22 protein-coding genes are annotated in these 25,230 nt (G+C 71.9%); 8 read left to right on the top strand and 14 right to left on the bottom strand.

The window, feature by feature from the left end; all coding sequences use genetic code 11:
• Positions 1–12: 12 nt before the first annotated feature.
• The gene (locus ACFZB3_RS31265) at positions 13–171 is read left to right on the top strand and encodes a hypothetical protein (protein ID WP_294008171.1); all 159 of its coding nucleotides are present in this window, start codon (positions 13–15) and stop codon (positions 169–171) included.
• A gap of 62 nt (positions 172–233) precedes the next feature.
• On the opposite strand, the gene ACFZB3_RS31260 is transcribed toward ACFZB3_RS31265, so the two are convergent.
• Together ACFZB3_RS31260 and ACFZB3_RS31255 are read right to left on the bottom strand one after the other, a co-directional pair.
• Positions 234–2,102, bottom strand: coding sequence for a thioredoxin-like domain-containing protein (locus ACFZB3_RS31260; protein ID WP_391381150.1), 1,869 nt, complete (start codon positions 2,100–2,102; stop codon positions 234–236).
• Between the two features lie 64 nt (positions 2,103–2,166).
• Positions 2,167–3,027, bottom strand: a complete 861-nt coding sequence (locus ACFZB3_RS31255) for a calcium-binding protein (RefSeq protein ID WP_391381148.1) — start codon at positions 3,025–3,027, stop codon at positions 2,167–2,169.
• A gap of 251 nt (positions 3,028–3,278) precedes the next feature.
• On the opposite strand from ACFZB3_RS31255, the gene ACFZB3_RS31250 reads away from it, so the two are divergent.
• Positions 3,279–3,773, top strand: a complete 495-nt coding sequence (locus ACFZB3_RS31250; RefSeq protein WP_391381146.1) for an LURP-one-related family protein — start codon at positions 3,279–3,281, stop codon at positions 3,771–3,773.
• Here the strand turns inward: ACFZB3_RS31250 and ACFZB3_RS31245 are convergent.
• The gene (locus tag ACFZB3_RS31245; protein WP_391381144.1) at positions 3,770–4,579 is read right to left on the bottom strand and encodes a nitrilase-related carbon-nitrogen hydrolase; all 810 of its coding nucleotides are present in this window, start codon (positions 4,577–4,579) and stop codon (positions 3,770–3,772) included. The genes ACFZB3_RS31250 and ACFZB3_RS31245 overlap by 4 nt on opposite strands.
• Positions 4,580–4,761: 182 nt before the next feature.
• On the opposite strand from ACFZB3_RS31245, the gene ACFZB3_RS31240 reads away from it, so the two are divergent.
• Complete coding sequence (locus ACFZB3_RS31240) at positions 4,762–5,586, top strand: maleylpyruvate isomerase family mycothiol-dependent enzyme (RefSeq protein WP_391381142.1); 825 nt, start codon at positions 4,762–4,764, stop codon at positions 5,584–5,586.
• Between the two features lie 89 nt (positions 5,587–5,675).
• Entirely contained in the window at positions 5,676–6,452 is a 777-nt protein-coding gene (locus ACFZB3_RS31235; RefSeq protein ID WP_391381140.1) for a methyltransferase, read from the top strand.
• Between the two features lie 370 nt (positions 6,453–6,822).
• Here ACFZB3_RS31235 and ACFZB3_RS31230 read toward each other — a convergent pair whose 3' ends face one another.
• Both ACFZB3_RS31230 and ACFZB3_RS31225 read right to left on the bottom strand, forming a co-directional pair.
• Positions 6,823–8,124, bottom strand: a complete 1,302-nt coding sequence (locus tag ACFZB3_RS31230) for an MFS transporter (RefSeq protein ID WP_391381138.1) — start codon at positions 8,122–8,124, stop codon at positions 6,823–6,825.
• Positions 8,121–8,771 carry an FCD domain-containing protein gene (locus ACFZB3_RS31225; RefSeq protein ID WP_391381135.1) on the bottom strand — a complete coding sequence of 217 codons (651 nt, stop codon included), beginning with the start codon at positions 8,769–8,771 and terminating at the stop codon, positions 8,121–8,123. The genes ACFZB3_RS31230 and ACFZB3_RS31225 overlap by 4 nt, the downstream gene beginning before the upstream one ends.
• Before the next feature lie 197 nt (positions 8,772–8,968).
• On the opposite strand from ACFZB3_RS31225, the gene ACFZB3_RS31220 reads away from it, so the two are divergent.
• On the top strand, positions 8,969–9,868 hold the full coding sequence (locus ACFZB3_RS31220) for a D-alanyl-D-alanine carboxypeptidase family protein (protein ID WP_391381133.1): 900 nt from the start codon (positions 8,969–8,971) through the stop codon (positions 9,866–9,868).
• Positions 9,869–10,095: 227 nt separating this feature from the next.
• On the opposite strand, the gene ACFZB3_RS31215 is transcribed toward ACFZB3_RS31220, so the two are convergent.
• From ACFZB3_RS31215 to pdhA, 3 genes are read right to left on the bottom strand one after another with little or no spacing between them, the layout of a single operon-like run.
• Complete coding sequence (locus tag ACFZB3_RS31215; RefSeq protein WP_391381131.1) at positions 10,096–11,553, bottom strand: 2-oxo acid dehydrogenase subunit E2; 1,458 nt, start codon at positions 11,551–11,553, stop codon at positions 10,096–10,098.
• A gap of 10 nt (positions 11,554–11,563) precedes the next feature.
• Positions 11,564–12,544, bottom strand: a complete 981-nt coding sequence (locus tag ACFZB3_RS31210) for a transketolase C-terminal domain-containing protein (RefSeq protein ID WP_391381128.1) — start codon at positions 12,542–12,544, stop codon at positions 11,564–11,566.
• Positions 12,545–12,546: 2 nt separating this feature from the next.
• Entirely contained in the window at positions 12,547–13,803 is a 1,257-nt protein-coding gene (gene pdhA / locus ACFZB3_RS31205; RefSeq protein ID WP_391381126.1) for a pyruvate dehydrogenase (acetyl-transferring) E1 component subunit alpha, read from the bottom strand.
• Positions 13,804–14,359: 556 nt separating this feature from the next.
• Between pdhA and ACFZB3_RS31200 the strand changes: the two genes are divergently transcribed.
• Positions 14,360–15,376 carry a phosphotransferase gene (locus ACFZB3_RS31200; protein ID WP_391381123.1) on the top strand — a complete coding sequence of 339 codons (1,017 nt, stop codon included), beginning with the start codon at positions 14,360–14,362 and terminating at the stop codon, positions 15,374–15,376.
• A gap of 104 nt (positions 15,377–15,480) precedes the next feature.
• Here the strand turns inward: ACFZB3_RS31200 and ACFZB3_RS31195 are convergent, their stop codons facing one another.
• Complete coding sequence (locus ACFZB3_RS31195) at positions 15,481–17,067, bottom strand: protein kinase (protein WP_391381121.1); 1,587 nt, start codon at positions 17,065–17,067, stop codon at positions 15,481–15,483.
• A gap of 330 nt (positions 17,068–17,397) precedes the next feature.
• Between ACFZB3_RS31195 and ACFZB3_RS31190 the strand changes: the two genes are divergently transcribed.
• Entirely contained in the window at positions 17,398–19,083 is a 1,686-nt protein-coding gene (locus tag ACFZB3_RS31190) for a protein kinase (RefSeq protein ID WP_391381118.1), read from the top strand.
• Between the two features lie 161 nt (positions 19,084–19,244).
• On the opposite strand, the gene ACFZB3_RS31185 is transcribed toward ACFZB3_RS31190, so the two are convergent.
• Positions 19,245–19,784, bottom strand: coding sequence for a proteasome activator (locus ACFZB3_RS31185; RefSeq protein ID WP_391381115.1), 540 nt, complete (start codon positions 19,782–19,784; stop codon positions 19,245–19,247).
• 188 nt (positions 19,785–19,972) lie between these two features.
• Here ACFZB3_RS31185 and ACFZB3_RS31180 point away from each other — a divergent pair, with 188 nt between their 5' ends.
• Positions 19,973–20,572 carry a hypothetical protein gene (locus tag ACFZB3_RS31180; RefSeq protein ID WP_391381113.1) on the top strand — a complete coding sequence of 200 codons (600 nt, stop codon included), beginning with the start codon at positions 19,973–19,975 and terminating at the stop codon, positions 20,570–20,572.
• A gap of 60 nt (positions 20,573–20,632) precedes the next feature.
• On the opposite strand, the gene ACFZB3_RS31175 is transcribed toward ACFZB3_RS31180, so the two are convergent.
• From ACFZB3_RS31175 to ACFZB3_RS31160, 4 genes are all read right to left on the bottom strand, one after another.
• On the bottom strand, positions 20,633–21,613 hold the full coding sequence (locus tag ACFZB3_RS31175) for a zinc-binding dehydrogenase (RefSeq protein WP_391381111.1): 981 nt from the start codon (positions 21,611–21,613) through the stop codon (positions 20,633–20,635).
• A 63-nt stretch (positions 21,614–21,676) separates the two neighbouring features.
• Positions 21,677–22,774: an NAD-binding protein gene (locus ACFZB3_RS31170; protein ID WP_391381110.1), complete on the bottom strand. Its 1,098-nt coding sequence runs from the start codon at positions 22,772–22,774 to the stop codon at positions 21,677–21,679.
• Positions 22,771–24,159 (bottom strand): molybdopterin-binding protein, encoded by a 1,389-nt coding sequence (locus ACFZB3_RS31165; RefSeq protein ID WP_391381108.1) that lies wholly within the window; start codon positions 24,157–24,159, stop codon positions 22,771–22,773. Before ACFZB3_RS31165 ends, ACFZB3_RS31170 begins: the two co-directional genes overlap by 4 nt.
• Positions 24,156–25,115, bottom strand: a complete 960-nt coding sequence (locus tag ACFZB3_RS31160) for an NTP transferase domain-containing protein (RefSeq protein WP_391381106.1) — start codon at positions 25,113–25,115, stop codon at positions 24,156–24,158. The genes ACFZB3_RS31165 and ACFZB3_RS31160 overlap by 4 nt, the downstream gene beginning before the upstream one ends.
• Positions 25,116–25,230 lie beyond the last annotated feature (115 nt).

Below are 25,230 nucleotides of genomic sequence, written 5' to 3'. Positions count from 1 at the left end.
GGGAGAAACGACATGTACGGACGAGTGATCGGCGCGGGCACGGCGGGCGCGGGCGGTGCGACCCTGGCCGCCACCGGGCTGTGGATCAACAGCATGGCGATGGTGGTGGCGGCCACGACGCTGGTGGCGGCCGGGGTCGCGGTGTTCAAGCTGGTTCCGCGACGGCGGTAGCCGGTTGTGTTTCGGCTGCGGGTGCGTGGGGGCTGAGCGCGCAGTTCCTCCCCCAGCGCCCCTTAGGCGGGCTGCTGCTCGTCCATTCCTGCAAGTACCAGGGGCAGCCGGTCGGCACCGCCCTCCGTGATCCGCACCGGCACCCCCCAGTCCTGCTGGTGCACATGGCAGGCCGGGTATTCTCCCCCAGTCTTCGACCGGGAGGTGCCCCCAGCCTCGTCGTCGTCGCAGGACGCGGCCATCGCCGAGACGTGCAGGACGCCCTCCGTCACCGCCGGGTTCAGGTCCAGCTCTCTCGACAGGTCGGTGTCGGCGCCCTCGCCCTTGAGCAGCAGCTCCGGCGGGGTCGACGACACGAGCAGGCGCGTCGACGGGCCGTAGCGCGTGTCGAGCTTCTGGCCCGTCGGGGCCTGGAAGACCACGTCCAGCCGGAGCCTGCCCGGGGCGACCTCGGTCGCCGCGCGCCGGGTGCGGTGGGCGACCGACTCCACCCGGACCGCCTCCTCGGGCAGCCGCAGCCGGGTCAGCCGGTGGCGGGCCGACTCGACGACCACGATCTCGTCGCCGGCCAGCACCGCGTCGCTCGGCTCCCGCAGGTCCGTCGCCAGCGTGGTGACCTCGCCGGTCGCCGGGTCGTAGCGGCGCAGCGCGTGGTTGTAGGTGTCGGACACCGCGACCGAGCCGTCGGGCAGCGCCGTGACGCCCAGCGGGTGCTGGAGGAGGGCCTGGTCGGCGGCGCCGTCCCGGTGGCCGAAGTCGAAGAGGCCGGTGCCGACGGCCGTGTGGACGTGCCCGTCCGGGTCGACCCAGCGCAGGGCGCTCGTCTCGGAGTCGGCGAGCCAGAGGCGGTCGGCGGTGGCCGCGAGACCGGACGGCTGCGCGAACCAGGCCTCGGCCGCCGGTCCGTCCACCAGCCCCTCGTTGGTGGTGCCGGCGGCGACGGCGACCGTCCCGGTCTCCGGATCGTACGTCCACAGCTGGTGCACGCCCGCCATGGCGATCCACACCTTGCCGCCGAAGACGGCCACGTCCCAGGGGGAGGAGAGATCGATCTCGCGGGCCGGACCGGAGGTCGGGGAGCCCTGCCACCACTGGCGGCCGGTGCCGGCGAGGGTGCTGACCTCGCCGGTGGCCGGGTCGAGGCGGCGCAGGGCGTGGTTGACGGTGTCGGCGACGGCCACCGAGCCGTCGTCGAGCAGCGCGAGGCCCTGCGGCTCGCTGAAGGAGGCGGTGTCCGCCGTGCCGTCGGTGAAACCGCGGGTGCCGGAGCCGAGCCGCCGTACGACCGTCTCCGCGTCCTCGGCCAGCTCCACCAGCTGGTGCCGGGTGGTGTCGCTGACCAGGAAGTTCCCCGAGGGCAGCAGCAGGGCCTTGCCGGGGAAGCGCAGGGCGGTCGGCTCCGGCTCCGGCGCCACGTACGGGCCGTCCCCGCGCCGCAGGGTGCCCTTCGCCGCGTGCTCCGCCTCCAGCTCCTCGACCAGCCGCGCGATCGCGTGCGCGTGGCCCTCGCCGGCGTGCTGGGCGACGACGTACCCCTCGGGGTCGATCACGACCAGCGTCGGCCAGGCCCGGACCGCGTACTGCTTCCAGGTGGCGAGCTCCGGGTCGTCGAGCACCGGGTGCTCCACGCCGTAGCGCTCCACGGCGTCGACGACCGCCTGGTGCTCGGCCTCGTGCACGAACTTCGGCGAGTGCACCCCGATGATCACCACGGTGTCCCGGTGCCGCTCCTCCAGCTCACGCAGCTCGTCGAGGACGTGCAGGCAGTTGATGCAGCAGAACGTCCAGAAGTCCAGGATGACGATCCGCCCGCGCAGGTCCGCGAGGGTGTACTGCTTGTCGCCGGTGTTCAGCCAGCCGCCCTTGCCGATCAGCTCGGGGGCACGGACGCGGGCACGGCGCGGGGTGGGCGCCGGGGATGCGTGGTTCATGAATCAAGAGTGCCATCCCCGGCTGACAATCCCCGCGGCGCTCCCGCGCTCGTCGCCCCGGCCGTCAGTCCTGGCGGGTCACATCGGTCCCGGGGCCGCCGGAGAGCGTGTCCCGGCCGGGACCGCCGTACAGCCTGTCGTTGCCGCTGTTCCCGTACAGCTTGTCGTTCCCGCTGTTGCCGTACAGGACGTCGTTGCCCTTGCCGCCGTAGAGAGTGTCGGCGCCGGTGCCGCCGGTGATGGTGTCCCTGCCGTCGTCGCCGGACAGGTACTGGGCTCCGGCTCCGCCGCGCAGCACGTCGTCGCCCTTGCCGCCCTGCACGATGTTGTCCCCGCCGCTCGCGTTGACCGTGTCGTTGCCGTCGCCGCCCCAGGCGAAACCCTCCTTGCCCACGGTGATGGTGTCGTTGCCCGTGCCGCCGGAGACGTAGGCGCCGTCGAGGCGGCCGTAGTCGGCCGCCCGGTCGTTGCCGGAGCCCAGGGATATCTCGGCGTAGTAGTAGATCTGATCGGTGGAGTTCTTGTACGCGACCATGTCGTTGCCGTCGCCGAGGTTGACGACGAGGGCGGCGTACGGGTCCTGGCTGTCGACGTTGGTGACCGTGCAGGAGACCGTCGTGTGGTCCGAACTGTCGGGGTACACGCAGTCGTGGCCCGCGCTGATGGGCACGGCGTCCTCGATCACGTAGGTGATGCCCGTGCGGTCCGCGGTGAGCGACGCGGTGACGACGGCTTTGTTGGTCTGCCCGGCGGCTGCCTGGTAGGTGAGCTGCCAGTCGTACTGGTTGACCGAGGCGGTGGCCGGCGCCGTGGCGGCGCCCGCGGTGCCGGCCAGGGTGAGCGGCAGGGCCAGGGCCGTGCCGAGGGCCAGCGCCGCCGCCGAGGCGGTGCGGATCACCCGGCTGCGGGTGGGGCGAGAGAGCATGGGCGAAACCTCCGAAAGGGACGTTCAGAGCTGGGCGCCTTACGCAACGTCCGACTCGCGACCCGCCCGAAGGGTTGGGCAACTTGTCCGCAGACGGGGGTAGTTCATGTGCCGGACACCTTTTGGCCCGATGAATTCCAGCCCCCGGCCGGCCGGGGATGCGGCGCGCACGGGACCGGCCCGGTGGCGGCGGTGGCCCTCGTTCGCCGCGGTCCAGTGATGATCACGCCGGACCGGGGAACGGTAACCGCATGAGATTCCTGGTACGCGACCGGCTCCTCGGCTTCGGGGAGGACTACTGGATCGAGGACGAGCACGGCGACAAGGTCTTCCTCGTCGACGGCAAGGCCATGCGGGTGCGCGACACGTTCGAGCTGAAGGACCGGCACGGGCGCGTGCTCGTCGACTTCCACCAGAAGATGTTCGCCCTGCGCGACACGATGGTGATCGAACGCGAGGGCGAGCCCCTGGCGACCATCAGGCGCAAGCGGCTGTCGCTGCTGCGCAACCACTACCGGGTGCGCCTGGTCGACGGCACCGAGCTCGACGTCAGCGGCAAGATCCTCGACCGGGAGTTCGCCGTCGAGTACGACGGTGAGCTGCTGGCCGTGGTCTCCCGGCGCTGGCTGCACGTGCGGGAGACCTACGGCGTCGACGTGGTGCGGGACGACGCGGACCCGGCGCTGCTGATCGCGGTGGCGGTGTGCGTGATCCACCTCTCCGACAAGGAGCGGGAGGAGGACTAGGGCCGGGGTCCCCGGCGCCGGGGAGGTTCGAGGCCCAGCAGGCGGTCCTTGAGGGCCGGGAACTGCTCCCGGGTCGCGGCGACCTTGGCCGGGTCGAGGTCGACGGTGAGGATCTCCTCGCCGGCGCCCGCCTCGGCCAGCACCTCGCCCCACGGATCGACCACGATCGAGTGACCGGCCTGGGGAACCCCGGCGTGCGTCCCGGCCGTTCCACACGCGAGCACGAACGCCTGGTTCTCGACCGCCCGCGCCTGGGCCAGCAGCGTCCAGTGCGCGCGTCGCCGCTCGGGCCAGCCCGCCGAGAGCACCAGCGTCTCGGCGCCGGCGTCGACGAGTCCGCGGAAGAGTTCGGGGAAACGGAGGTCGTAGCAGGTGGCCACGCCCAGCGTGGTCCCGGGCAGCCGGACGGTCACCAGTTCGTGTCCCGCGCCCATCAGCACCGCCTCGCCCTTGTCGAAGCCGAAGCGGTGGATCTTGCGGTAGGCCGCGGCCAGCTCACCGGAGGGGGAGAAGACGAGAGCCGTGTTGTAGAGAGGGCCTTCCGGGTCGCGCTCGGGGATCGAGCCGGCGTGCAGCCAGACGCCCGCGTCGCTCGCCGCCTTCGCCATCGCCTCGTACGTCGGCCCTTCGAGCGGCTCGGCCTCGGCGGCGAACTGCTCGTAGGCGAACGCGCCCGTCGTCCACAGCTCGGGCAGTACGACGAGATCGGCATCCCCCTGCTCGCGCACCAGTGCGGTCACGCGCTGCCGACGGGATTCGACGGATTCGCCCTCGTTTACGTCGATCTGGATGAGCGAGGCGCGCACACTACCACCGTCCTGGCATTCGAGTCGTCCACACGGGCCTACGATCGTCACACGAAAGCACTGCCGGGGTGCCTCACAGCAGCGTAACTTAGCGTCTCAAGACACCCGCCGACAGCAGCCATCTCCCACTGGCAGCGCCGCCACCACCTGCCCGAGTACCGACCGCCGAGGGGTCCCGTTCCGTGAGTCTGCATCCCACCCTCCAGCCCTACGCCGACGCGTGGACCCACTCCATCGAAGCGATATCCGAGCTGGTGACGCCGCTTGTCGAGGGCGAGTGGAACCGGCGGACACCGTGCCCGGGGTGGTCGGTGCGGGACGTGGTGTCCCATGTCATCGGCCTGGACAACGAGATGCTCGGCGACCCGCGCCCCATCCACACCCTGCCGCGCGACCTCTACCACGTCACCAACGAGCACCAGCGCTACACGGAGATGCAGGTCGACGTGCGCCGCCACCACACGGCGCCGGAGATGACCTCGGAGCTGGAGTACACGGTCATCCGCCGCAACCGCCAGCTGCGCAACGAGTCGCGGGCGCCGGGGCACCTCGTGCGGGGGCCGATGAGCAAGGAGATCACCCTCGAAGAGGCCATGCGCAACCACGCGTTCAACGTGTGGGTGCACGAGCAGGACCTGCGGGCGGCGCTGGGCCGGCCGGGCAACCTGGACTCGCCGGGCGCACTGGTCGCCCGGGACGTGCTGCTCGGCGAGCTGCCCCGGGTGGTCGCCAACGACTCCGACGCGCCGCGCAGTTCGGCGGTCATCTTCGACGTGCACGGGCCGGTCGAGTTCCTGCGCACGATCCGCATCGACATCCAGGGCCGCGGCAGCCTGGAGACCACGCCGGCGCTCGGCCCCGCCGCCGTCTTCACCCTCGACTGGGAGACCTACGTCCGCCTGGCCTGCGGCCGCACCACCCCGGACGCGGTCGCGGACCGGGTGAAGGCGGAGGGCGACCCGGAGCTGACGACGGCGATCCTGCGCAACTTCACGGTCACGCAGTAAAAGACCGGAAAAAAGCGGGAAAAGAGTACGCGGGGGTGCGCCGGTAATTCGGTGCCCCTCGGTGGCCGTCACGACCTATCTTTCCCGGCATGACCACTGCCACCGCACCGCAGCACGACCTGCCGGACGACCTGCCGCCCCGCCTCACCCGGCTCACCTTCCACGGCCCGCTCTCCGAGGCCCGCGCGACCGCGATGGTCCGGCGCCTCGCGGGGGTGCAGCCCGGCAGCGTGCTGGACATCGGCTGCGGCTGGGGCGAGCTGATGCTCCGGCTGCTGGCGGCCGTACCGCGGGCGCACGGGGTCGGCGTGGACGTGAACGCGGCGGACCTGGAGCGGGGGCGGCGGGCCGCCGGAGCGCGGGGGCTGGCCGGCCGGGTGGAGTTCGCCGAGGAGTCGGCGATGGGCACCGGCCGGGGCCCGGCCGACGTGGTGCTGTGCCTCGGGGCGAGCCAGGCACTGGGCGACGATCTCGGGCCGGCCCTGCGGGAGCTGCGGCGGCTGGTGGCCGACGGCGGGCGCGTCCTGCTCGGCGAGGGCTTCTGGCAGCGCACCCCGACCGAGGCGGAGCTCGCCGGAATGTGGCCGGGCGCGTCACCCTCCGACCACCACGACCTGGCCACTCTCGTCGACCTCGCGGTGGCCGCCGGCTTCCGCCCCGAGTGGATCGAGACGGCGAGCCTGGACGAGTGGGAGGAGTTCGAGTCGGCGTACCAGGCAGACACGGAGGTATGGCTCGCGACCAACCCCGCCCACCCCCTGGCAACAGAAACCCGAGCCCGCCTGGACACCCACCGAGCAGCCTGGCTGACGTACCGGGGCGTACTGGGCCTGGCCTACCTGACCCTCGTACCGACGAAGGCCTGACTCCGGGGCGGGAAGCCGCGCGGGGAAACCGCACAGGAAAGCCACGCGGGGAGGCTGCGCGGGAGAGCCGCGCGGAGAACCCACGCGGAGAACCCCGCAGGAAAGCCACGCGGAGAACCCACGCGGAGAACCCCGCAGGAAAGCCACGCGGGGAAACCCCGCAGGAAAGCCGCGCGGGGAAACCCCGCGGGAGAGCGGCGCGGGGAAACTGCGCGGGAAGGCGGCGCGGGGAAACCCCGCGAGAAAGCCGGGCAGGCAGCGCCGCAGGCGGAAGGCGTCGTGCGGAAAGCCGCCGGCGATGGTCGCCCCCGCGGGTCGCCCGGCCTCTCTGCCGACGGTGAACGGGTGGTGCGTGGGTGGGAGAAAAAACTCACGCCGGCACGTGCACCGTCTCCACCCGGCTCGCCACCAGCCGCTCCCGCTCCCGCCGAACCGCCCGCCCCCGCAACCGCAGGATCTGACTCACCCCCAGCGCCTGCAGCACGAACACGCACGAGAAGGCCACCGAGTAGTTGTCGCCGGTGGCATCCAGCAGCACACCCACCGCGAACAACGTCGTCATCGAGGCCGTGAAACCACCCATGTTGGTGATCCCGGACGCGGTCCCCTGCCGCTCCGGCGGATTCGCGGGCCGCGCGAAGTCGAAGCCGATCATCGACGCCGGCCCGCACGCGCCCAGCACCGCGCACAGCACCACCAGCAGCCACATCGGCGCACGGTCGGCCGGATACACCAGCGTCGCCGCCCACACCACGGCCGTCGCCCCGACCGTGCCCAGCGCCAGCGGCAGCCGCGCCGTGTGGTGCCGGGCGACGATCTGGCCGTAGACGAGCCCGACCACCATGTTGCAGAGGACGACCAGGGTCAGCAGTTCCCCGGCCGTGGCGCGGGACAGGCCCTGCGCCTGGACCAGGAACGGCAGCCCCCACAGCAGCAGGAACACCATCGCCGGGAACTGGGTGGTGAAGTGCACCCACAGGCCCAGCCGGGTCCCCGGCTCCCGCCAGGACGCGGCGATCTGCTTCCGTACGTACGCCGCCCCCTGGTGCGGGAAGGGCTCCGGCTCGTACCCCTCGGGGTGGTCCTTCAGGAACAGGAAGACGAGGACCAGGACGACCACACCGGCCAGCGCGCTGCCCGCGAACGCCGGGGTCCAGCCGATGCCGTGCAGCAGCCGGGCGAGGACCAGCGTGGAGACGAGGTTGCCCGCCATGCCGGCCAGACCGGCGAGCTGGGCGACGAGCGGCCCGCGCCGGGCCGGGAACCAGCGGGTGCCGAGCCGCAGCACGCTGATGAACGTCATCGCGTCACCGCAGCCGAGCAGCGCGCGCGAGGCGAGCGCGGTGCCGTACGACGGGGAGAAGGCGAAGCCCAGCTGCCCGGCGGTGAACAGCACGGCGCCGATGGTCAGCATCTTCTTCGTGCCGAGGCGGTCGACCAGCAGGCCGACGGGTATCTGCATGCCGGCGTACACCAGCAGCTGGAGGATCGAGAACGTGGACAGGGCCGACGCGCCCACGTGGAAACGGTCCGCCGCGTCGAGGCCGGCGACCCCGAGGGACGTGCGGAAGATGACGGCGACGAAGTAGACCGAGACGCCTATGCACCAGACGGCGACGGCCCGGCGGCCGCCCGGAGGGTCGCCGGGCAGCGACGCGCTGCCGCGGCTCATCGGACCTCACCCCGCGCCAGGTGCGCGAACCAGTCGACGTGCCGGTGCACGAGCTCGACCGCGCGCTCCGCGTCCCCGGCGCGCAGCGCGTCCAGGATCTCCTCGTGCTCGGTCAGCGACTTGGCGATGCGGTCGGGGTGCGCGTGCATGATCGCGACACCCATCCGCAGCTGGCGGTCGCGCAGCTGGTCGTAGAGGCGGGAGAGGATCCCGTTGCCGCCGTCGCGGACGATCTCGGCGTGGAAGCAGCGGTCGGTGACGGCCGCGGCGGCCAGGTCACCGGCGGCGGCCTCGGCCTTCTGCCGGTCGAGCAGTTCCTGGAGCCGGGTCAACAGCGCGGCCGACGCGGGTACGGCCTTGCGCATCGCGTGTTCCTCGACCAGCATCCGGGTCTCCACCACGTCGGCGATCTCCTGCGCGGAGACGGGCAGCACCATGGCGCCCTTCTTCGGGTAGAGCTTGATCAGTCCCTCGGCCTCCAGGCGCAGCAGCGCCTCGCGGACGGGGGTGCGGGAGACCCCGACGGCCTCGGCCAGCTCGCCCTCGGTGAGGAGCGCGCCGCCTTCGTAGTGGCGGTCCAGGACGCCTTGCTTGACATGGGAGTAGACACGGTCGGCGGCGGGGGGCTGCTTGACGGCCAGGCTCATGCCTACAGCTTAGATACAACACGTACGCAAGTAGCCTGTTCGTCCACCATCCGGACGTGATGTAGATCGCCCTCAGCAACCGCACAACCATCTGTGCTACTTACGTGTCACACACGTGCGGCCCCATTCGCTTCGGCACCCCCAACTCGGCCGCACGCCAGGGGCATTACGACTCGACTCGACTCGGGGTATTTCAGTTGATTACCGGTATTAAGGGCACTCGCCTCCGCAAGGCCGCCGCCGTTGCCGTCACGTCCGGCGCGCTGCTGGCGACCGGGGCCCTCACCGCGGCGCCCGCGCAGGCTGTCACCAAGCCCACGATCGTGGCCAAGGGCGGCTACGTCATGAACAACGCGAACGCGAAGACGCTGTACACGAAGGCGGCGGACACCAAGCTGTCCACCGGTTCGACCACGAAGATCATGACCGCCAAGGTCGTGCTCGCGCAGTCGAACCTGAACCTCGACAAGAAGGTCACGATCCAGAAGGCGTACAGCGACTACGTCGTCGCCAACAACGCCTCCCAGGCGCACCTGATCGTCGGCGACAAGGTCACCGTCCGCCAGCTGCTGTACGGGCTGATGCTGCCCTCCGGCTGCGACGCCGCCTACGCGCTCGCGGACACGTACGGCTCGGGCACCACCCGCGCCAAGCGCGTCGCCAGCTTCATCTCCAAGATGAACACCGCCGCGAAGAGCCTGGGTCTGACCAACACCCACTTCGACTCCTTCGACGGCATCGGCAACGGCAACAACTACTCGACGCCGCGCGACCTGACGAAAATCGCCAGCAGCGCGATGAAGAACTCCACGTTCCGCACGGTCGTCAAGACGAAGAGCTACACGGCGAAGACGATCACCAAGACCGGTTCCACCCGCACCATGGGTGCCTGGACCAACACCAACACGCTGCTCAGCAGCTACAGCGGCGCCATCGGCATCAAGACCGGCTCCGGCCCCGAGGCCAAGTACTGCCTGGTCTTCGCCGCGACCCGCAACGGCAAGACGGTCATCGGCACCGTCCTCGCCTCCTCCTCGATCACCCAGCGCGCGACGGACGCCACGAAGCTCCTGAACTACGGCTTCGCGACGATCTGACGCAGCTCGGACCGACCCGACAAAGGCCCGCCGCGCCTCGTGCGGCGGGCCTTCGCCATTCGTCGGCGGGCCTTCGCCTTTCGTCGGCGGGCCTTCGCCATTCGTCGTGGGGCGATGGCCACGGGCCGGGTCCCGGCGCGCGCCCCTTCCTCTTCCTCGCGCATGCGGGAGGGGCGAGAAAGTGACCGGAGGTCACACTCTCGCCCCTCTGCCGGTGCTCTGCGGGGTCACCCCCAGGTGATCAACCGCTTCGGCTGCTCCAGGATCGCCGCGATGTCCGCCAGCACCTTCGAGCCCAGCTCGCCGTCGACCAGCCGGTGGTCGAAGGACAGGGCCAGGGTGGTGACCTGACGCGGCTTCACCTTGCCCTTGTGCACCCACGGCTGGAGCTTGATCGCGCCGACGGCGAGGATGGCGGCCTCGCCCGGGTTGAGGATCGGCGTGCCCGTGTCGATGCCGAAGACGCCGACGTTGGTGATGGTCACCGTGCCGCCCTGCATCGCGGCGGGTGACGTCTTGCCGTCCCTGGCCGTGGTGACCAGCTCGCCGAGCGCCTCCGCCAGTTGCGGGAGGGTCTTCGCGTGGGCGTCCTTGATGTTCGGCACGATGAGGCCGCGTGGGGTGGCCGCGGCGATGCCCAGGTTGACGTAGTGCTTGAGCACGATCTCCTGGTTCGCCTCGTCCCAGGACGCGTTGATGTCCGGGTTGCGCCTGATGGCGACCAGCAGGGCCTTGGCGATGAGCAGGAGGGGGTTGACCCGCAGGCCCTGCAGGTCCTTGTCCTGCTTCAGCTCCTCCACCAGCTTCATCGTGCGGGTCACGTCCACCGTCACGAACTCCGTGACGTGCGGCGCCGTGAACGCCGACCCCACCATCGCCGCCGCCGTCGCCTTGCGGACCCCCTTGACAGGGATGCGCGTCTCGCGGGCGGTGTCGTGCGGGGCGACTGCGGGGCCGGCGGCGGTTTCGGGGACCGCCGGCTGCGGCGCGGTCGCCGGTACGGGCACCACCGCCGTCCCCGTCGTCACCGCCGTCACGGCCGTCACCGCCGCGTGCACGTCGTCGCGCGTGATGACGCCGTCCGGGCCGGACGGGATCACCGTGGCCAGGTCGACGCCCAGGTCCTTCGCCAGCTTGCGCACCGGCGGCTTCGCCAGCGGGCGGGGGCGCTCCTCCGCCGGGGCAGGGACCGGTGAGGCGACCGGAGCGGGGCCGTGGCCGTTCAGCTCCTGCTGGACCGCTGCCTTGACCGCCGCCTCGGCGGGCGTGGTCTCCGGGCCCTTGCGCGGGCGGCGCTTGGTGGAGGAGGCCGCCACGCCGTAGCCGACGAGGACCGGCTGGCGGCCCTCCGGCTTCTTCTCCGGTTCCGGCGCCGAGGCGGGAGCCGGGGCCGGGGCCGCGGGGGGTTCCACGGCCGGTGCTCCGCCCGTCACGTCCACCGAGATGATCGCCGTGCCCACGTCCACCGTGGTGCCCTCGGCGAAGCGCAGCTCGCGGACCACGCCGTCGTAGGGGATGGGAAGCTCGACGGCCGCCTTCGCGGTCTCGACCTCGCACACCACCTGGCCGTCGGTGACCGTGTCGCCGGGCTGGACGTACCACTTGAGGATCTCGGCCTCGGTGAGCCCCTCGCCCACGTCCGGCATCTTGAACTCGCGTACGGACGCTTCCGTCATCGTCGTCACGACCCTCTCCTCAGTACGCCAGGGCACGGTCGACGGCGTCGAGCACCCGGTCCAGGCCCGGCAGGTACTCCTCCTCCAGGCGGGCCGGCGGGTACGGGGCGTGGTAACCGCCGACCCTGAGGACCGGGGCCTCCAGATGGTAGAAGCAGCGCTCGGTGATGCGGGCGGCGATCTCCGCGCCCGAACCGAAGAACACCGGCGCCTCGTGGACCACGACCAGGCGGCGGGTCTTCTCGACCGAGGCCTGGATCGAGTCGAAGTCCATCGGGGAGACGGACCGCAGGTCCAGGACCTCCAGGGACTTGCCCTCCTCGGCGGCCGCGTCGGCGGCCTCCTGGCAGAGCTTCACCATCGGGCCGTAGGCGGCGAGGGTCAGGTCCGTGCCCTCGCGGACCACGCGGGCCTTGTGCAGCGGGCCGGGGATGGCCTCGGTGTTGACCTCGCCCTTGTCCCAGTAGCGCCGCTTGGGCTCGAAGAAGATCACCGGGTCGTCGCTCTGGATGGCCTGCTGCATCATCCAGTACGCGTCGGCGGGGTTGGAGGGGCTGACGATCTTCAGGCCCGCCACGTGCGCGAAGAGCGCCTCGGGGGACTCGGAGTGGTGCTCGACCGCACCGATGCCGCCGCCGTAGGGGATGCGGACGACGACCGGCATCTTGACCTTGCCCAGCGAGCGGGCGTGCATCTTCGCCAGCTGGGTGACGATCTGGTCGTACGCCGGGAAGACGAAGCCGTCGAACTGGATCTCCACCACCGGGCGGTAGCCGCGCAGGGCGAGGCCGATCGCGGTGCCGACGATGCCGGACTCCGCGAGCGGGGTGTCGATGACGCGGCTCTCGCCGAAGTCCTTCTGCAGGCCGTCGGTGACCCGGAAGACACCGCCGAGCTTGCCGACGTCCTCGCCCATGACGAGGACCTTGGGGTCCGACTCCAGGGCGCGGCGCAGCGACTCGTTGATCGCCTTGGCCAGAGCCATCTTCTCCGCTGCCATGGTCAGGCCCCCTCTACGTCCGCGAACGACGCCTGGTAGGCGGCGAACTGGGCTCGCTCCTCGTCGACGAGCGCATGCCCGTCCGCGTACACGTTCTCGAAGACGGCGAAGTTGTCCGGGTCCGGCATGGCCCGTACCGCTTCGCGCACTCGCCTGCCCAACGCCTCGGACTCGGTTTCGAGTTCCGCGAAAAATCCCTCGTCCGCGTGGTTTGCGGCCTCCAGGTACCGGCGCAGGCGCAGGATCGGGTCCTTCGCCTCCCAGGCCTCGCGCTCCTCGTCGGCCCGGTACTTGGTCGGGTCGTCGGAGGTGGTGTGGGCGCCCATCCGGTAGGTGTACGCCTCGACCAGCGTCGGGCCCTCGCCGCTGCGGGCCCGCTCCAGCGCCCACTTGGTGACCGCGAGGCAGGCCAGCACGTCGTTGCCGTCGACCCGGACGCCGGGGAAGCCGAAGCCCTGGGCGCGCTGGTAGAGCGGGACGCGGGTCTGCTTCTCGGTCGGCTCGGAGATCGCCCACTGGTTGTTCTGGCAGAAGAACACCACCGGGGCGTTGTAGACCGCGGCGAAGGTGAACGATTCGGCGACGTCGCCCTGGCTGGAGGCGCCGTCGCCGAAGTAGGCGATGACCGCCGAGTCCGCGCCGTCCTTGGCGACGCCCATCGCGTAGCCGGTGGCGTGCAGCGTCTGGGAGCCGATGACGATCGTGTAGAGGTGGAAGTTGTTGCTGTTGGGGTCCCAGCCGCCGTGGTTGACGCCGCGGAACATGCCCAGCAGGTTGGTCGGGTCGACCCCGCGGCACCAGGCGACGCCGTGCTCGCGGTAGGTCGGGAAGACGTAGTCGTCCTCGCGGGTGGCCCGCCCGGAGCCGATCTGGGCGGCCTCCTGGCCGAGCAGGGACGCCCACAGGCCGAGCTCGCCCTGGCGCTGCAGGGCGGTGGCCTCGGCGTCGAAGCGACGGGTGAGCACCATGTCGCGGTACAGGCCGCGCAGGTCGTCGGGGGTGATCCCGGCGACGTAGGCGTCGTACTCGGCGTTCTTGACGCGCTTGCCCTCGGGGGTCAGCAGCTGGACGAGCTCGGGATCGGTGCTCTTCTTCGCGCTGCTGCGGGTGGTGGTGCGAGAGGCGGTGCTGGTGGTGGTGCTGGTGGTGCGAGAGGCGGTGCGAGTGGTGCGCTTGGTGCCGGCCTTGCTGCCGGTGGTACCGGCCTTGCCTGCGGCGCTGCGTCGCGGTTCGCTCGCGGCACTGCTGTCCACGGTCACGTGTGCTCCTCCGTCGGTCCGGCCCCCGGGGTTGCCGGGTGAACCAGTGCGGCTCACCTGTTTCCGACACCCGTGGCACGGGGTGGGTGCCACTCGGCCGGGAACAGGCGTGACAGGTGCCCCGGCGAGCGCCCTGCAACATGCACGTTACCCAGTGCCCCACATTTCTGTGAAACCCCTCCTGACCTGCGTTTTTGCTTGGAAATCCAAGTACTTTTTGCTTGGGTTTCCTAGTAAATCGACGCGGGCCGGAAGGTTGCTGGTCAGAGCCTTGCAGGAGGCCGGAGCAACGGCACGTTATCCCGCCGCCCGGGGCCACGGGAAGACATCGAGGTGTCCGGTCTGGTCGGGGCGGACCGGGCGCGCGCCGAGTACGGCACCGCGAACCTACGCCCCGCGGCATGTTCCCGGGGCACATTTTTCGCACTTGCATTCGCCACGGCCCATCGCATGACCGAAAGCGACCATCAGCGACTGCCTGTGACAACGCCCAGCTCACAGCGCTGGCGCTTGCCCTAGCATCTGGCGCGTGCCGCGCTCATGTGTACCACCTCTCATGCCCCACGCGCCCCCTCTGGGCGCCCTGCTCCGGCGGTACGCCGCCGGTTCCGCGCTCGCCTGCGAGCCGGTCGAACAGGGCCTGCTCAACCGCGGCTACCGGCTCTGCACCACCAGCGGCCACTACTTCCTGAAGCACCACTTCGACCCCGACACCGCCGACCCGGCCGCCATCGAACGGCGTCATCTGGCCACCCTGCGGCTGGCCGCCCTCGGCGTCCCGGTCGCCCCGCCCCTCGCCGACCGCGACGGCCGTACGGTCGCCGTCGTCGGCGGCCACGCGTACGCGCTGCACCCCTGGATCGACGGCCGGCACCGGCACGGCGGACAGCTCACGCGCGGGGAGTGCGCACGTCTCGGCGCGCTCCTCGGCGCCGTGCACGCCTGTCTGGAGCGCGTGATGCCCCCCAAGGGGCGCACCCGCCCGGCCACGAGCCCCCATCCCGTGGAGAGCGCCGACCCCACCGACACCTTCGCGCTCATCGACGACCTGCTCGCCCACGTCAGCCGGCACCGCCCCGCGGACGCCTTCGACGAGCTCGCCCGCCACCGGCTGCTCGAACGCCGTGCGCTCCTGGAGCAGCACAGCGCCCGGCGCCCGCCGCGCGGCGCCTCGGTGGGCTGGGTGCACGGCGACTTCCACCCGTTCAACCTGCTCTACAAGGGCGACGCGCCCGCCGCGATCGTCGACTGGGACCGGCTCGGCGTGCAGCCCCGCGCGGAGGAGGCCGTACGCGCCGCCGCGATCTTCTTCGTGCGCCCGGCAGGGGCGCTCGACCTGCGGAAGGTGCGGGCGTACGCGCGCGCGTACCGGCGCGCGGCCGGCGCCACCCCCTCGGAACTCGCGGCGGCCGTGCACCGCGTGTGGTGGGAGCGGCTCAACGACTTCTGGATGCTGCGCTGGCACTACGAGCGCGGCGACACCCGCGCGGACCCCCAGTTCCCGGCCGCCTCGGCACTCGCCGTGTGGTGGACCAGGGAGTACGACGCGGTGTGCGACGCGTTCGTGCAGTAGCGGCAGCCAGCTGCAAAGCAGCAGGAACAGACCAGGAGCAAGAGGAGGAGCAGGAGCGGCAGATCGGCAGCAGCAGCCGGTCAGCCGAAGGGTGTCGGTGTCCTTCAACCGCCGCCGACACCGGTGCCGGCGATCGAGCCGGCGTCGGTCCCGCCGTCGTCGCCCGTGCCGGTCGTGTCCGAGGGCGGCGTGTCCGGCGAGCTCTCGGTGTCGGTGGGCTGCGAGGCGCTCGCCGTGTCGCTCGGCTCGTCGCTCGGCTCGCTGCTCTGCGTCTCGGACGGGGTGTACGACGGGGTCTGCGACGGCGTGTAGTTCGAGTTGTCGTCGCTGCCCGAGCCGCTGGTGTCGGTCGCCGTGTCCGTGGCCGTGTCGCTGGCCTCGTCGGACGGGCTCGCGCTGGCGGTCTCGTCCTTGGTGGTCTGCGAGGTGGTCGGCGACTGCGTCGTACCCGTGCCGCCGTCCCCGTTGCCACCGCCCTTGTTCAGCGCCAGGGCGACGCCCGCCGCGATGGCGATCACCGCGAGGACGGCCAGGATCCACAGCTTGCCGCGGCCGCTGCCCTTGTTGCCGTGCCCCTCGAAACCGCCGTCGTCGCCGCCTCCGTAGCCGCCCGGCAGGATCGGCTGCGGGATCTGGGTGGTCCCGGCGGCGGCCGCCGGGTGCGGCATCACGGTCGTACCGGCGAAACCGCCCGCCGGGGTCTGCCGGCCGTCGGGCACGGTGACCGGGCCGGTGTTCCAGGTGCCGGTGTGGCTGCCCTGGTCGTACAGCATCTGCAGGCCGTACTGGATCAGGCCGCGCATCTCCTCGGCGGTCTGGAAACGGTCGTCCGGTTCCTTGGCCAGCGAGCGCATCACCAGGCCGTCCAGCTCCGGCGGGGCGGCGCCCTCGGAGGTCTGGGAGGGCGGTACCGGGATGTCCTGGACGTGCTGGTAGACCACGGCCAGCGGGGTCTCGCCGATGAACGGGGGCCGCAGCGCGAGGAGTTCGTAGAGCAGGCAGCCGGTGGCGTACAGGTCGGAGCGGTGGTCGACGGCCTTGCCGAGCGCCTGCTCCGGGGAGAGGTACTGGGGCGTGCCCATGACCATGCCGGTCTGCGTCATCGTCGTGGACGCGCCGTGCAGGGCGCGGGCGATGCCGAAGTCCATCACCTTGACGGCGCCGTTGTTGGTGATGATCACGTTGGCCGGCTTGATGTCCCGGTGCACGATGCCGTGCTGGTGCGAGTAGGCCAGCGCCTCCAGCACCCCGGAGACGATGATCAGGGCCTGCTCGGGGCCCGGCGCCTCGGCGTTGATCAGCAGGTCGCGGATGGTGCGGCCCTCGACCAGCTCCATCACGATGTACGGCACGGACTGGCCGCCGACCACGTCCTCGCCGGAGTCGTACACCGCCACGATCGCGTGGTGGTTGAGCCCCGCGACCGACTGTGCCTCGCGCGTGAAGCGGGCCTTGGAGACCGGGTCCTCGGCGAGGTCGGCACGGAGCAGCTTCACGGCCACGGTGCGGCCGAGCCGTACGTCCTCGGCCGCGAACACCTCGGCCATACCGCCCCGCCCGAGCCGGTGGGTCAGCCGGTACCGGCCGTCGCCGACCAGGCCCTGGTTGCCCCACATCTCCGGCGCGTCTGACATGCCGCCGCCAGTCGCCTCGGGGTCGGACGGGCCCTGGGCGCTGTGCGTCTGTGCCATCGGTCCTCGCCGTCGTTTCTGCCCGCGGTGCGCGCGGTGTTGTCACGGTCTCCGTCGGCCACGCTACAGCCTCCGCGCAACCCGTCGGTCCGGGATCCGGCCCGTGGACGGACCGGCCATCAAACCCGTACCACGCACTGCCGTGCAAATTCTGTGTACCGGACGTACGGGCGCTGTAACGCTTCCGCGGCTGTTGTTTCGCGTACGGTCACGGAACGGGCATCGCGCTTGACGTGTCAGTGCCCTCCGGCAGACTTGGCCGGGAACTTGACCAGGAATGGGACATTCGATCAGCAGGGGTGCCCCAGCACCCGACGGGGGACGGGGAAAATGAGCCAGGACGGCGCACACGGCCGTTACGCGGGGCGGGCTCTGGCCGGTGGCCGCTACCAGCTGCGCGACCTGCTCGGCGAGGGCGGCATGGCGTCCGTGCACCTGGCGTACGACACGGTCCTGGACCGCCAGGTCGCGATCAAGACCCTGCACACCGAACTCGGCCGGGAACAGGCCTTCCGCGAGCGCTTCCGCCGCGAGGCCCAGGCAGTGGCCAAGCTCACGCACACCAACATCGTCTCCGTCTTCGACACCGGCGAGGACGAGTCGGACGGCTCGACCATGCCGTACATCGTCATGGAGTACGTCGAGGGCCGCCCGCTCGGCTCGGTGCTGGAAGAGGACGTACGGCAGTTCGGCGCGATGCCCGCCGACAAGGCGCTGAAGATCACCGCCGACGTGCTGGCCGCGCTGGAGATCAGCCACGAGATGGGGCTGGTCCACCGCGACATCAAGCCCGGCAACGTGATGACGACCAAGCGCGGGGTCGTCAAGGTGATGGACTTCGGCATCGCCCGCGCCATGCAGTCCGGGGTCACCTCCATGACCCAGACCGGCATGGTCGTCGGCACCCCGCAGTACCTCTCCCCGGAACAGGCGCTCGGCCGGGCCGTGGACGCGCGCTCCGACCTCTACTCGGTCGGCATCATGCTGTTCCAGCTGGTCACCGGGCGGCTGCCGTTCGACGCGGACTCGCCGCTGGCCATCGCCTACGCGCATGTCCAGGAGGAGCCGGTCGCTCCCTCCTCGGTCAACCGGGCCCTGCCCCCGGCCGTGGACGCGCTGGTCGCCCGCGCGCTGAAGAAGAACCCGAACGAGCGCTTCCCGACCGCCGAGTCCATGCGCGACGAGTGCCTGCGGGTCGCCGCCTCGCTGCACCCGGCCGCGCCCAGCATCGTCCCGGGCCTCCCGCCGACGCAGAGCGGCGCCGGGGTCGGTTCCGCGGTGTTCCCGCCGGTGGGCCAGGCGACGCCGACGCCTCCCGGTCCGGTGCAGACGCCGTACCAGCCGGCACCGGCACCGCATCCCTACGGGGCCGTGGGTCCCGCCCCCGCCTACGGCTATCCGCAGCAGGCGGGCTACCAGACCCCGGCCGGGTACGCCCAGCCGGCGCCGTCGACGCCGCCGCCGTACAACATCACGCCCCAGGCGCCGTCCGCCGGTGGCGGCGGTGTCGGTGGTGGCGGCGGTGGTGTCGGTGGCGGCGGGAAGAGCAACCGGCCGGTGGTCATCGGGTCGATCGCGGTGTCGCTGGTCGCGGTGATCGGCCTGGTCGTCGCGCTGGCGCTGAACACCGGCGGCGGTGGCGGTGACGACACCGGCGGCAGCGGGGGCAGCGGGGGCGGGGGCAGCACCGCGAGCACCGCGGCCTCGCACGCCTCGGGCTACCGCGGCCCGGACACCTCGAAGACCGTCGAGAAGACCGAGTGCACCGAACCCCAGGAGTCCTACGACGACCCGGACAAGATCCAGGTCCCGGACTTCAAGTTCAAGTACATCAAGTCGGTCAAGGAGTGCTTCCAGGCCGCGGGATGGCAGATGAAGATCGTCTCCGTGGACGAGAACACGTACGGCGACGGCACGGTCATGGAGCAGTTCCCGTCCTCCGGCACCGACGTCGCCCCGGAGGACATGCCGACCATCGAGCTCAAGGTGTCGACGGGCAACCCGGCGACCGGCTGACGCGGGCCGCGGCGGGAGACGACGCGGAAGCGGCAGGAGAGGACGTAGAAAGGGCCCGGCGGTCGTCCGCCGGGCCCTTCGCCGCTTCGGGAGTATCCGATCCGGGACTGTCCGGAAGCACCCGGGAGTGCCCGGGACCACCCGGGAGTACCCCGGCGTCCCTAGAGGTACGGCCCGCCGGAGCGGCCGGCCGGGCCGTGTTCCTCGCCCTCGTGGCCGACGCCCGGGGGCAGCGCGCGCCGCATCTGCTCCAGCTGGGCACGGGCGGCCATCTGCTGGGCGAACAGCGTGGTCTGGATCCCGTGGAACAGCCCCTCCAGCCAGCCCACCAGCTGGGCCTGCGCGATGCGCAGTTCGGCGTCGGAGGGAGTGGAGTTCTCGTTGAACGGCAGCGAGAGCCGCTCCAGCTCCTCCACCAGCTCCGGGGCCAGTCCGTCCTCCAGCTCCTTCACGGAGCTGGCGTGGATCTCCTTGAGCCGGACCCGGCTGGCCTCGTCCAGGGGAGCCGCGCGCACCTCCTCCAGGAGCTGCTTGATCATGCTGCCGATCCGCATGACCTTGGCGGGCTGTTCCACCATCTCCGTCACCGGGATCTCGCGGGAGTCCTCGTCCCCGTTGCCGCCTCCGAGCGCCATCCCGTCCTGGCCCACGACCAGGATCTGCGGATTCTCGGGCGACCGTTCGTTCCTCGGCATCTCCATGCCGCCATTCTCTCGCACCCGTACACCTCACCACCGTGGTGCCCCCCATGGGGGCTGATCCACCCCGGAGAACCACCTCGGACCGGCCGTAGCCCCTTCGGTCGAATCAGAAATGCCGTTTTTGCAGCCGAATGTGAGTCTGGTGCTCGTCGGCCCTGACGACGACTGTGCTCCAGGAGGTCACCGACGTGACTCCAAGGCTGCGGCTTCCCCTCACCGGCACCCGGCCGCCCGTACGTCTGCTGTCCGTACGTCTGCTGTCCGTCCGTCTGCTGTCCGTCCTCGCGGTGGTCCTGCTGCCGTGCGGCACGGCTGTCGGGTACGGCCCCGGGCCGGTGCCCTCGGACTCCGCCCGCGCCTCGGCCACCCCCGGGCCGTCGCTGGCCGGCACCGTGGCGGGCGAGGGCCGGATGCGACCGGGGCGGCCCCAGGGACCGGCGACGAAGATCGAGGACCAGGATCCCGACGACCCTGACGACCCCGGCCCCACGGATGCCTCGGACGACCCGGGCGGTCCCGGCGGAGGGACGGCGACGGAGCCCGCGGGGAGCGGCGCCGAGAGCCCGGTGGGCGCCTCCGCACAGCCGCCCCGGGAGGCCGTCCTCGCTCCCGCCTCGCCCCAGCCGCACCCGACGGGCCAGGCCGGTCAGGCCGGCCAGGCGATGGGCCCCGGCCAGGAGGACGACACCGAGCCGATGCTGCACATCCTTCCGCTCGGCAGCGGCCTGGTCCTGATCGGCCTCGGGCTCGGCCTCGCCTTCGTCGGCCTGCGGGTACGGCGGGGCTGAGGCACTACGGCCGAGCTGAGGCACTACGGCGGAGCTGAGGCACTACGGGGTGGCGAGGCGCTAACCGGTGACCAGCACGACCTTGCCGATGTGCTCGCTGGCCTCGACCACCCGATGGGCCTGCGCCGCGTCCGCCATCGGCAGCTCCCGGTCGACGACCGGGCGGACATGGCCCTGGACGATCAACGGCCACACGTGCTCCCGCACCGCCGCGCAGATGGCCGCCTTCTCGGCGAGTGGACGGGCGCGCAGCGAGGTCGCGCTGATCGCGGCCCGCTTGCCCAGCAGCGCGCCGATGTTCAGCTCGCCCTTGACGCCGCCCTGCATGCCGATGATCGCGAGCCGCCCGTTGACCGCGAGCGCCTGCACGTTCCGGTCCAGGTACTTGGCGCCCATGTTGTCCAGGATGACGTCGGCCCCCGCGCCGCCGGTGGCCTGCTTCACCTCGGCGACGAAGTCCTGCTCGCGGTAGTTGACCAGGATGTCCGCGCCGAGTTCGGCACAGAAGTCCAGCTTCTCCTTCGTGCCCGCGGTGACCGCGACCCTGGCGCCGACCGCCTTGCCCAGCTGGATCGCCATGGTGCCGATACCGCTGGAGCCGCCGTGCACGAGAAGGGTCTCGCCGGGGCGCAGGTGGGCGATCATGAAGACGTTCGACCAGACCGTGCAGGCCACCTCGGGCAGCGCCGCGGCCTGCTTCAGGTCCAGGCCCTCGGGCACCGGCAGCAGCTGCCCGGCCGGCACCGCGACCTTCTCGGCGTAGCCGCCGCCCGCGAGCAGCGCGCACACCTCGTCGCCGACCGACCAGCCGGAGACACCCGGGCCGAGCGCGACGATCCGCCCGGAGCACTCCAGACCGGGGTACGGGGAGGCGCCCGGCGGCGGGTCGTAGTAGCCCTGCCGCTGCATGATGTCGGCGCGGTTGACGGCGCCGGCCACCACCTCGACCAGCACCTCGCCGTCACCGGGCACGGGATCGGGAACCTCCTCCCACACCAGCGCCTCGGGTCCACCAGGTTCGGGAATCGTGATCGCATACATGCGGCCGACGCTACTCCCCGCCCGTCCGCACCCCGCCGGTGACGTCACCGGCGGCTCGCCCGGTCAGGCGCGGGGCAGCGGCCGTACGTCCGGTGCGACCCGGCTGCCCGGCGAGGCCCGCACGATCGTGATCAGCCGGTCCGCCGGCTCGATGGTGCCAACGGCCGGATCGTCGTACCCGAGCACCCGGTGTCCGCGTACGACGCTCACCACCAGGTCCGCCGTCTCGCGCGGCGTCTTGCCGACCTCGGCCTTGACCGCCGGGCGTTCCACCAGGTCAAGGCCGCTGCCCTGCTGGATGAGATCCTCTATGACCATGCCGGCGGCCGGGCTGAGCACCGACAGCCCGAGCAGCCGCCCGGCGGCGCTGGCGCTGGTGATGACGGCATCGGCGCCGGACTGCTTGAGCAGCGGCGCGTTCTCCTCCTCGCGGACCGCCGCCACGATCTTCGCGGTCTTGTTGAGCTGCCGGGCCGTCAGGGTCACCAGCACGGCCGTGTCGTCGCGCTGGGTCGCGATGATGATCTGCCGCGCCCGGTGCACCTCGGCCCGCTTCAGCACCTCGCTGCGGGTCGCGTCGCCCATGACCCCCGCGTATCCGTCGGCGGTGGCCGCCTCGATCACATTGGAGCTCGGGTCGACCACGACCACCTGCTCCTTCTTCAGCCCGGTCGCACAGACGGTCTGGATCGCCGACCGCCCCTTCGTCCCGAACCCGACGACGACGGTGTGATCCCGCAAAGCGGACCTCCAGCGGTTCAGGCGCCACTCCTCCCGGGTGCGTTCGGTGAGGACTTCGAGCGTGGTGCCGACCAGGATGATCAGGAACAGCACCCGCAGGGGCGTGATGACGAAGATGTTGGTGAGCCGCGCACTGTCGCTGACAGGGGTGATGTCGCCGTAGCCGGTGGTGGAGAGGGTGACGGTCGCGTAGTAGAAGGCGTCGAGCAGGTCGACCGAGCGGTCGGAGTTGTCGGTGTAGCCGTCCCGGTCGGCGTAGACGATCAACGCGGTGGCGACCAGCACCAGCAGGGCCATGGACAGCCGTTTGGCGACCTGGCGGATCGGGCGCTCCACCACTTTCGTCGGGAGTTTCACCCGATGGGTCACCAGGTGTTCGTCCGCCTGGCGGGCGATGGCGTCATGGCCCGGAAGTTTCACGTGAAACACACTCCGATGCCCGCGGCCGCCCAGGGCAGGTCAAGGAGTTCCGTCTCCTCGCCCTGCCGTGCTCCGCCCGGCGCCACGATCGCGAGCGCGTCGGCGGCGGCGATGCCCCGGAGCATCGCCGGGCCGTTGTAGTGCAGCGGGACCGCGGTGTCGCCGCGCAGCACGACCGGGATGAGCCGGGTGTCGTACGGGTGCCCGTGCGTCGCCTCCGCCAGGGGCAGGGTGTACGGCTCGGGGGCCGGGTGGGCAGCGAGGGTGCGCAGCAGGGGTTCGGCGAGGGTGAGCAGGCCGGAGACGGCGGCGAGGGGGTTGCCGGGGAGGCCGACGAGGTGCTGGTTCTCCTTGGTGCGGGCCAGCAGCATGGGGTGGCCGGGGCGCACCTTGACGCCGTCGACGAGGAGTTCGGCGCCGATGCGTTCCAGGGTGGGGTGGATGTGGTCGACCGGGCCGGCGGCGGTGCCGCCCGTGGTGACCACGAGTTCGGCCGTCGAGGAACTGAGCGCCTTGTACAGGGCCTTGGCGTCGTCGCCGAGCCGGCGTACGGCGGTGACCTCGGCACCGAGCGCGCGCAGCCAGGGCGGCAGCATCGGGCCGAGCGCGTCCCGGATGAGTCCGTCGTGCGGGAGTCCTTCGGTGAGCAACTCGTCGCCCAGGATCAGGACTTCGGCGCGGGGACGGGGGACGACGGTGACGGTGTCGTATCCGGCGGCCGCGGCGAGGCCGAGGACGGCCGGGGTGACCAGGGTGCCGACGGGCAGCAACTGGTCGCCGCTGCGGCACTCCTGGCCGCGCGGGCGGATGTCCTGGCCGTGGACCACCTCACGGGTGGGGTGCAGCCGGCCCTGGGCGTCGAGACGGCCGTGCTCGCTGCGCAGCACGGCGGTGGTGTCCGCCGGGATCCGGGCGCCGGTGGCGATACGGACCGCTTCGCCGTCGGTGAGCGGCTCGGGCTGCGCGTGTCCGGCCAGCACGCCTTTCTCGCGGACGTCCCAGGGTCCGGGGCCGGCGACCGCCCAGCCGTCCATCGCGGAGGTGTCGAAGGAGGGCAGGTCGGTGAGGGCGTCCAGCGGGGCGGCGAGGGTCAGGCCGAGAGCGTCGGCCAGCGGTACGGAGACGGGGGCGCGGCGGGTTCCGGACCGGGCGGCGGCTCGGGCGGCGCGGGCGGCGGTCTCGCGGGCCTGGGGCCAGGGGGTGGCGCGGTGGCGGTGGGCCGAGTGGCCGCCGTGGGCGTGCTCGCCGTGGGGGGTGGGCGCTGCGGTCGCGTCCTGCCGGGGCTCTCTGGGCTCTCTCACGAGGGCGAGCGCCTCCTCGACGTCGAGATCGTCGTCGGTGTCCGCGGCGGCGGGGGTGCCGGACCGGGTGCCGGGGGCGGTCACCGGCCGGGCCCGGGGGCGGGGCTGCCGGAGCCCGGGCCGTCGGTGACGGGGTTGCCGGTGGCGGGCTTGGCAATGCCCGGCTTGGCAGTGCCCGGCTTCTGGGTGGCGGCATCCGCCTCTTCCGCCCAGCGCTGGGCCAGTGCGGCGGCCTTGTGGGCCGCCTCGGCGACCGCCTCGGGGCCGCCCTTGCCCTGTGCGGCCGCGTAGCCGACGAGGAAGGTGGTCAGCGGGGCGGCCGGGCGGTCCACGCCGTGCGCGGCGTCCCTGGCCAGGTCGAGCAGAAGGCGGATGTCGACGTCCAGGTCGATGCCCAGTTCGTCCTTGACTGCGGAGATCCATTCGTCCAACACGTGCCCATGCTCCCTGATGCGTGCCCTGGCGTCGGCGATGTCGTCCCAGGTGTCGCAGTCGAAGGACGCGAGGGGGTCCGGGACGCGGGTGAGGTTCAGTGCGGCGGTCAGGCGCCGCAGGGGGAGGCCGGTGAGGCCGGTGCCACCGTCCCCGGCCAGGGCCGGGAGAGCGCGGCGGAGTGCGGCGGTGCGGTAGGCCGCGACCAGGGGCTGGTCCCGGCCGTCGGCGTCGGTGAGCAGGGCGCCGTCCGCGCCGGTGGTGTGCAGGGCCGACAACAGGCGGTCCACGGTTGCCTCTTCGAGGAACGGGAGGTCTGCGGAGAGTACGACCGTGCAGGCGGCGGTGGTGTGACGCAGGCCGGCGTCGAGGGCGGCGACCGGGCCGCCGCCCGGGGGGTCCTCGCGGGTCCAGTGGACCGGGCGGGAGGTGGGCCGGGGGGCCGCGACGACGACGGTGCGGCCTGCGCCGGCGCAGGCCGCGAGGACGCGGTCGAGGAGGGGGCGGCCGCCCACTCGGACGGAGGGCTTGTCGGTTCCGCCGAGGCGCCTTGCGGCGCCGCCGGCCAGCACGATCGCGTCGTAGGGCGAGGGGTCGGTGGCGGTCACCTTTCGAGTATGGGGGGCGTTCTGATCACGGGGAACCGATGGGAGGCGTGGGATCTGCAGGGTGTGGTTGCGGATGGGCGCCCGAGGGGCGGGGGCGGATCGTCCGTGCGCGACT

The organism is Streptomyces sp. NPDC008092, from assembly GCF_042957285.1.
Classification (GTDB): domain Bacteria; phylum Actinomycetota; class Actinomycetes; order Streptomycetales; family Streptomycetaceae; genus Streptomyces.
The sequence above is the reverse complement of the archived record's forward strand: the minus strand, read 5'-3'. Positions and strand labels throughout refer to the sequence as shown.

Coding starts and splice junctions, on each gene's coding strand:
- ACFZB3_RS31265 (WP_294008171.1), top strand. CDS start 13: ATGTACGGACGAGTGATCGGCGCGGGCACGGCGGGCGCGGGCGGTGCG.
- ACFZB3_RS31260 (WP_391381150.1), bottom strand. CDS start 2,102: ATGAACCACGCATCCCCGGCGCCCACCCCGCGCCGTGCCCGCGTCCGT.
- ACFZB3_RS31255 (WP_391381148.1), bottom strand. CDS start 3,027: ATGCTCTCTCGCCCCACCCGCAGCCGGGTGATCCGCACCGCCTCGGCG.
- ACFZB3_RS31250 (WP_391381146.1), top strand. CDS start 3,279: ATGAGATTCCTGGTACGCGACCGGCTCCTCGGCTTCGGGGAGGACTAC.
- ACFZB3_RS31235 (WP_391381140.1), top strand. CDS start 5,676: ATGACCACTGCCACCGCACCGCAGCACGACCTGCCGGACGACCTGCCG.
- ACFZB3_RS31230 (WP_391381138.1), bottom strand. CDS start 8,124: ATGAGCCGCGGCAGCGCGTCGCTGCCCGGCGACCCTCCGGGCGGCCGC.
- ACFZB3_RS31225 (WP_391381135.1), bottom strand. CDS start 8,771: ATGAGCCTGGCCGTCAAGCAGCCCCCCGCCGCCGACCGTGTCTACTCC.
- ACFZB3_RS31210 (WP_391381128.1), bottom strand. CDS start 12,544: ATGGCAGCGGAGAAGATGGCTCTGGCCAAGGCGATCAACGAGTCGCTG.
- ACFZB3_RS31200 (WP_391381123.1), top strand. CDS start 14,360: ATGCCCCACGCGCCCCCTCTGGGCGCCCTGCTCCGGCGGTACGCCGCC.
- ACFZB3_RS31195 (WP_391381121.1), bottom strand. CDS start 17,067: ATGGCACAGACGCACAGCGCCCAGGGCCCGTCCGACCCCGAGGCGACT.
- ACFZB3_RS31190 (WP_391381118.1), top strand. CDS start 17,398: ATGAGCCAGGACGGCGCACACGGCCGTTACGCGGGGCGGGCTCTGGCC.
- ACFZB3_RS31185 (WP_391381115.1), bottom strand. CDS start 19,784: ATGGAGATGCCGAGGAACGAACGGTCGCCCGAGAATCCGCAGATCCTG.
- ACFZB3_RS31175 (WP_391381111.1), bottom strand. CDS start 21,613: ATGTATGCGATCACGATTCCCGAACCTGGTGGACCCGAGGCGCTGGTG.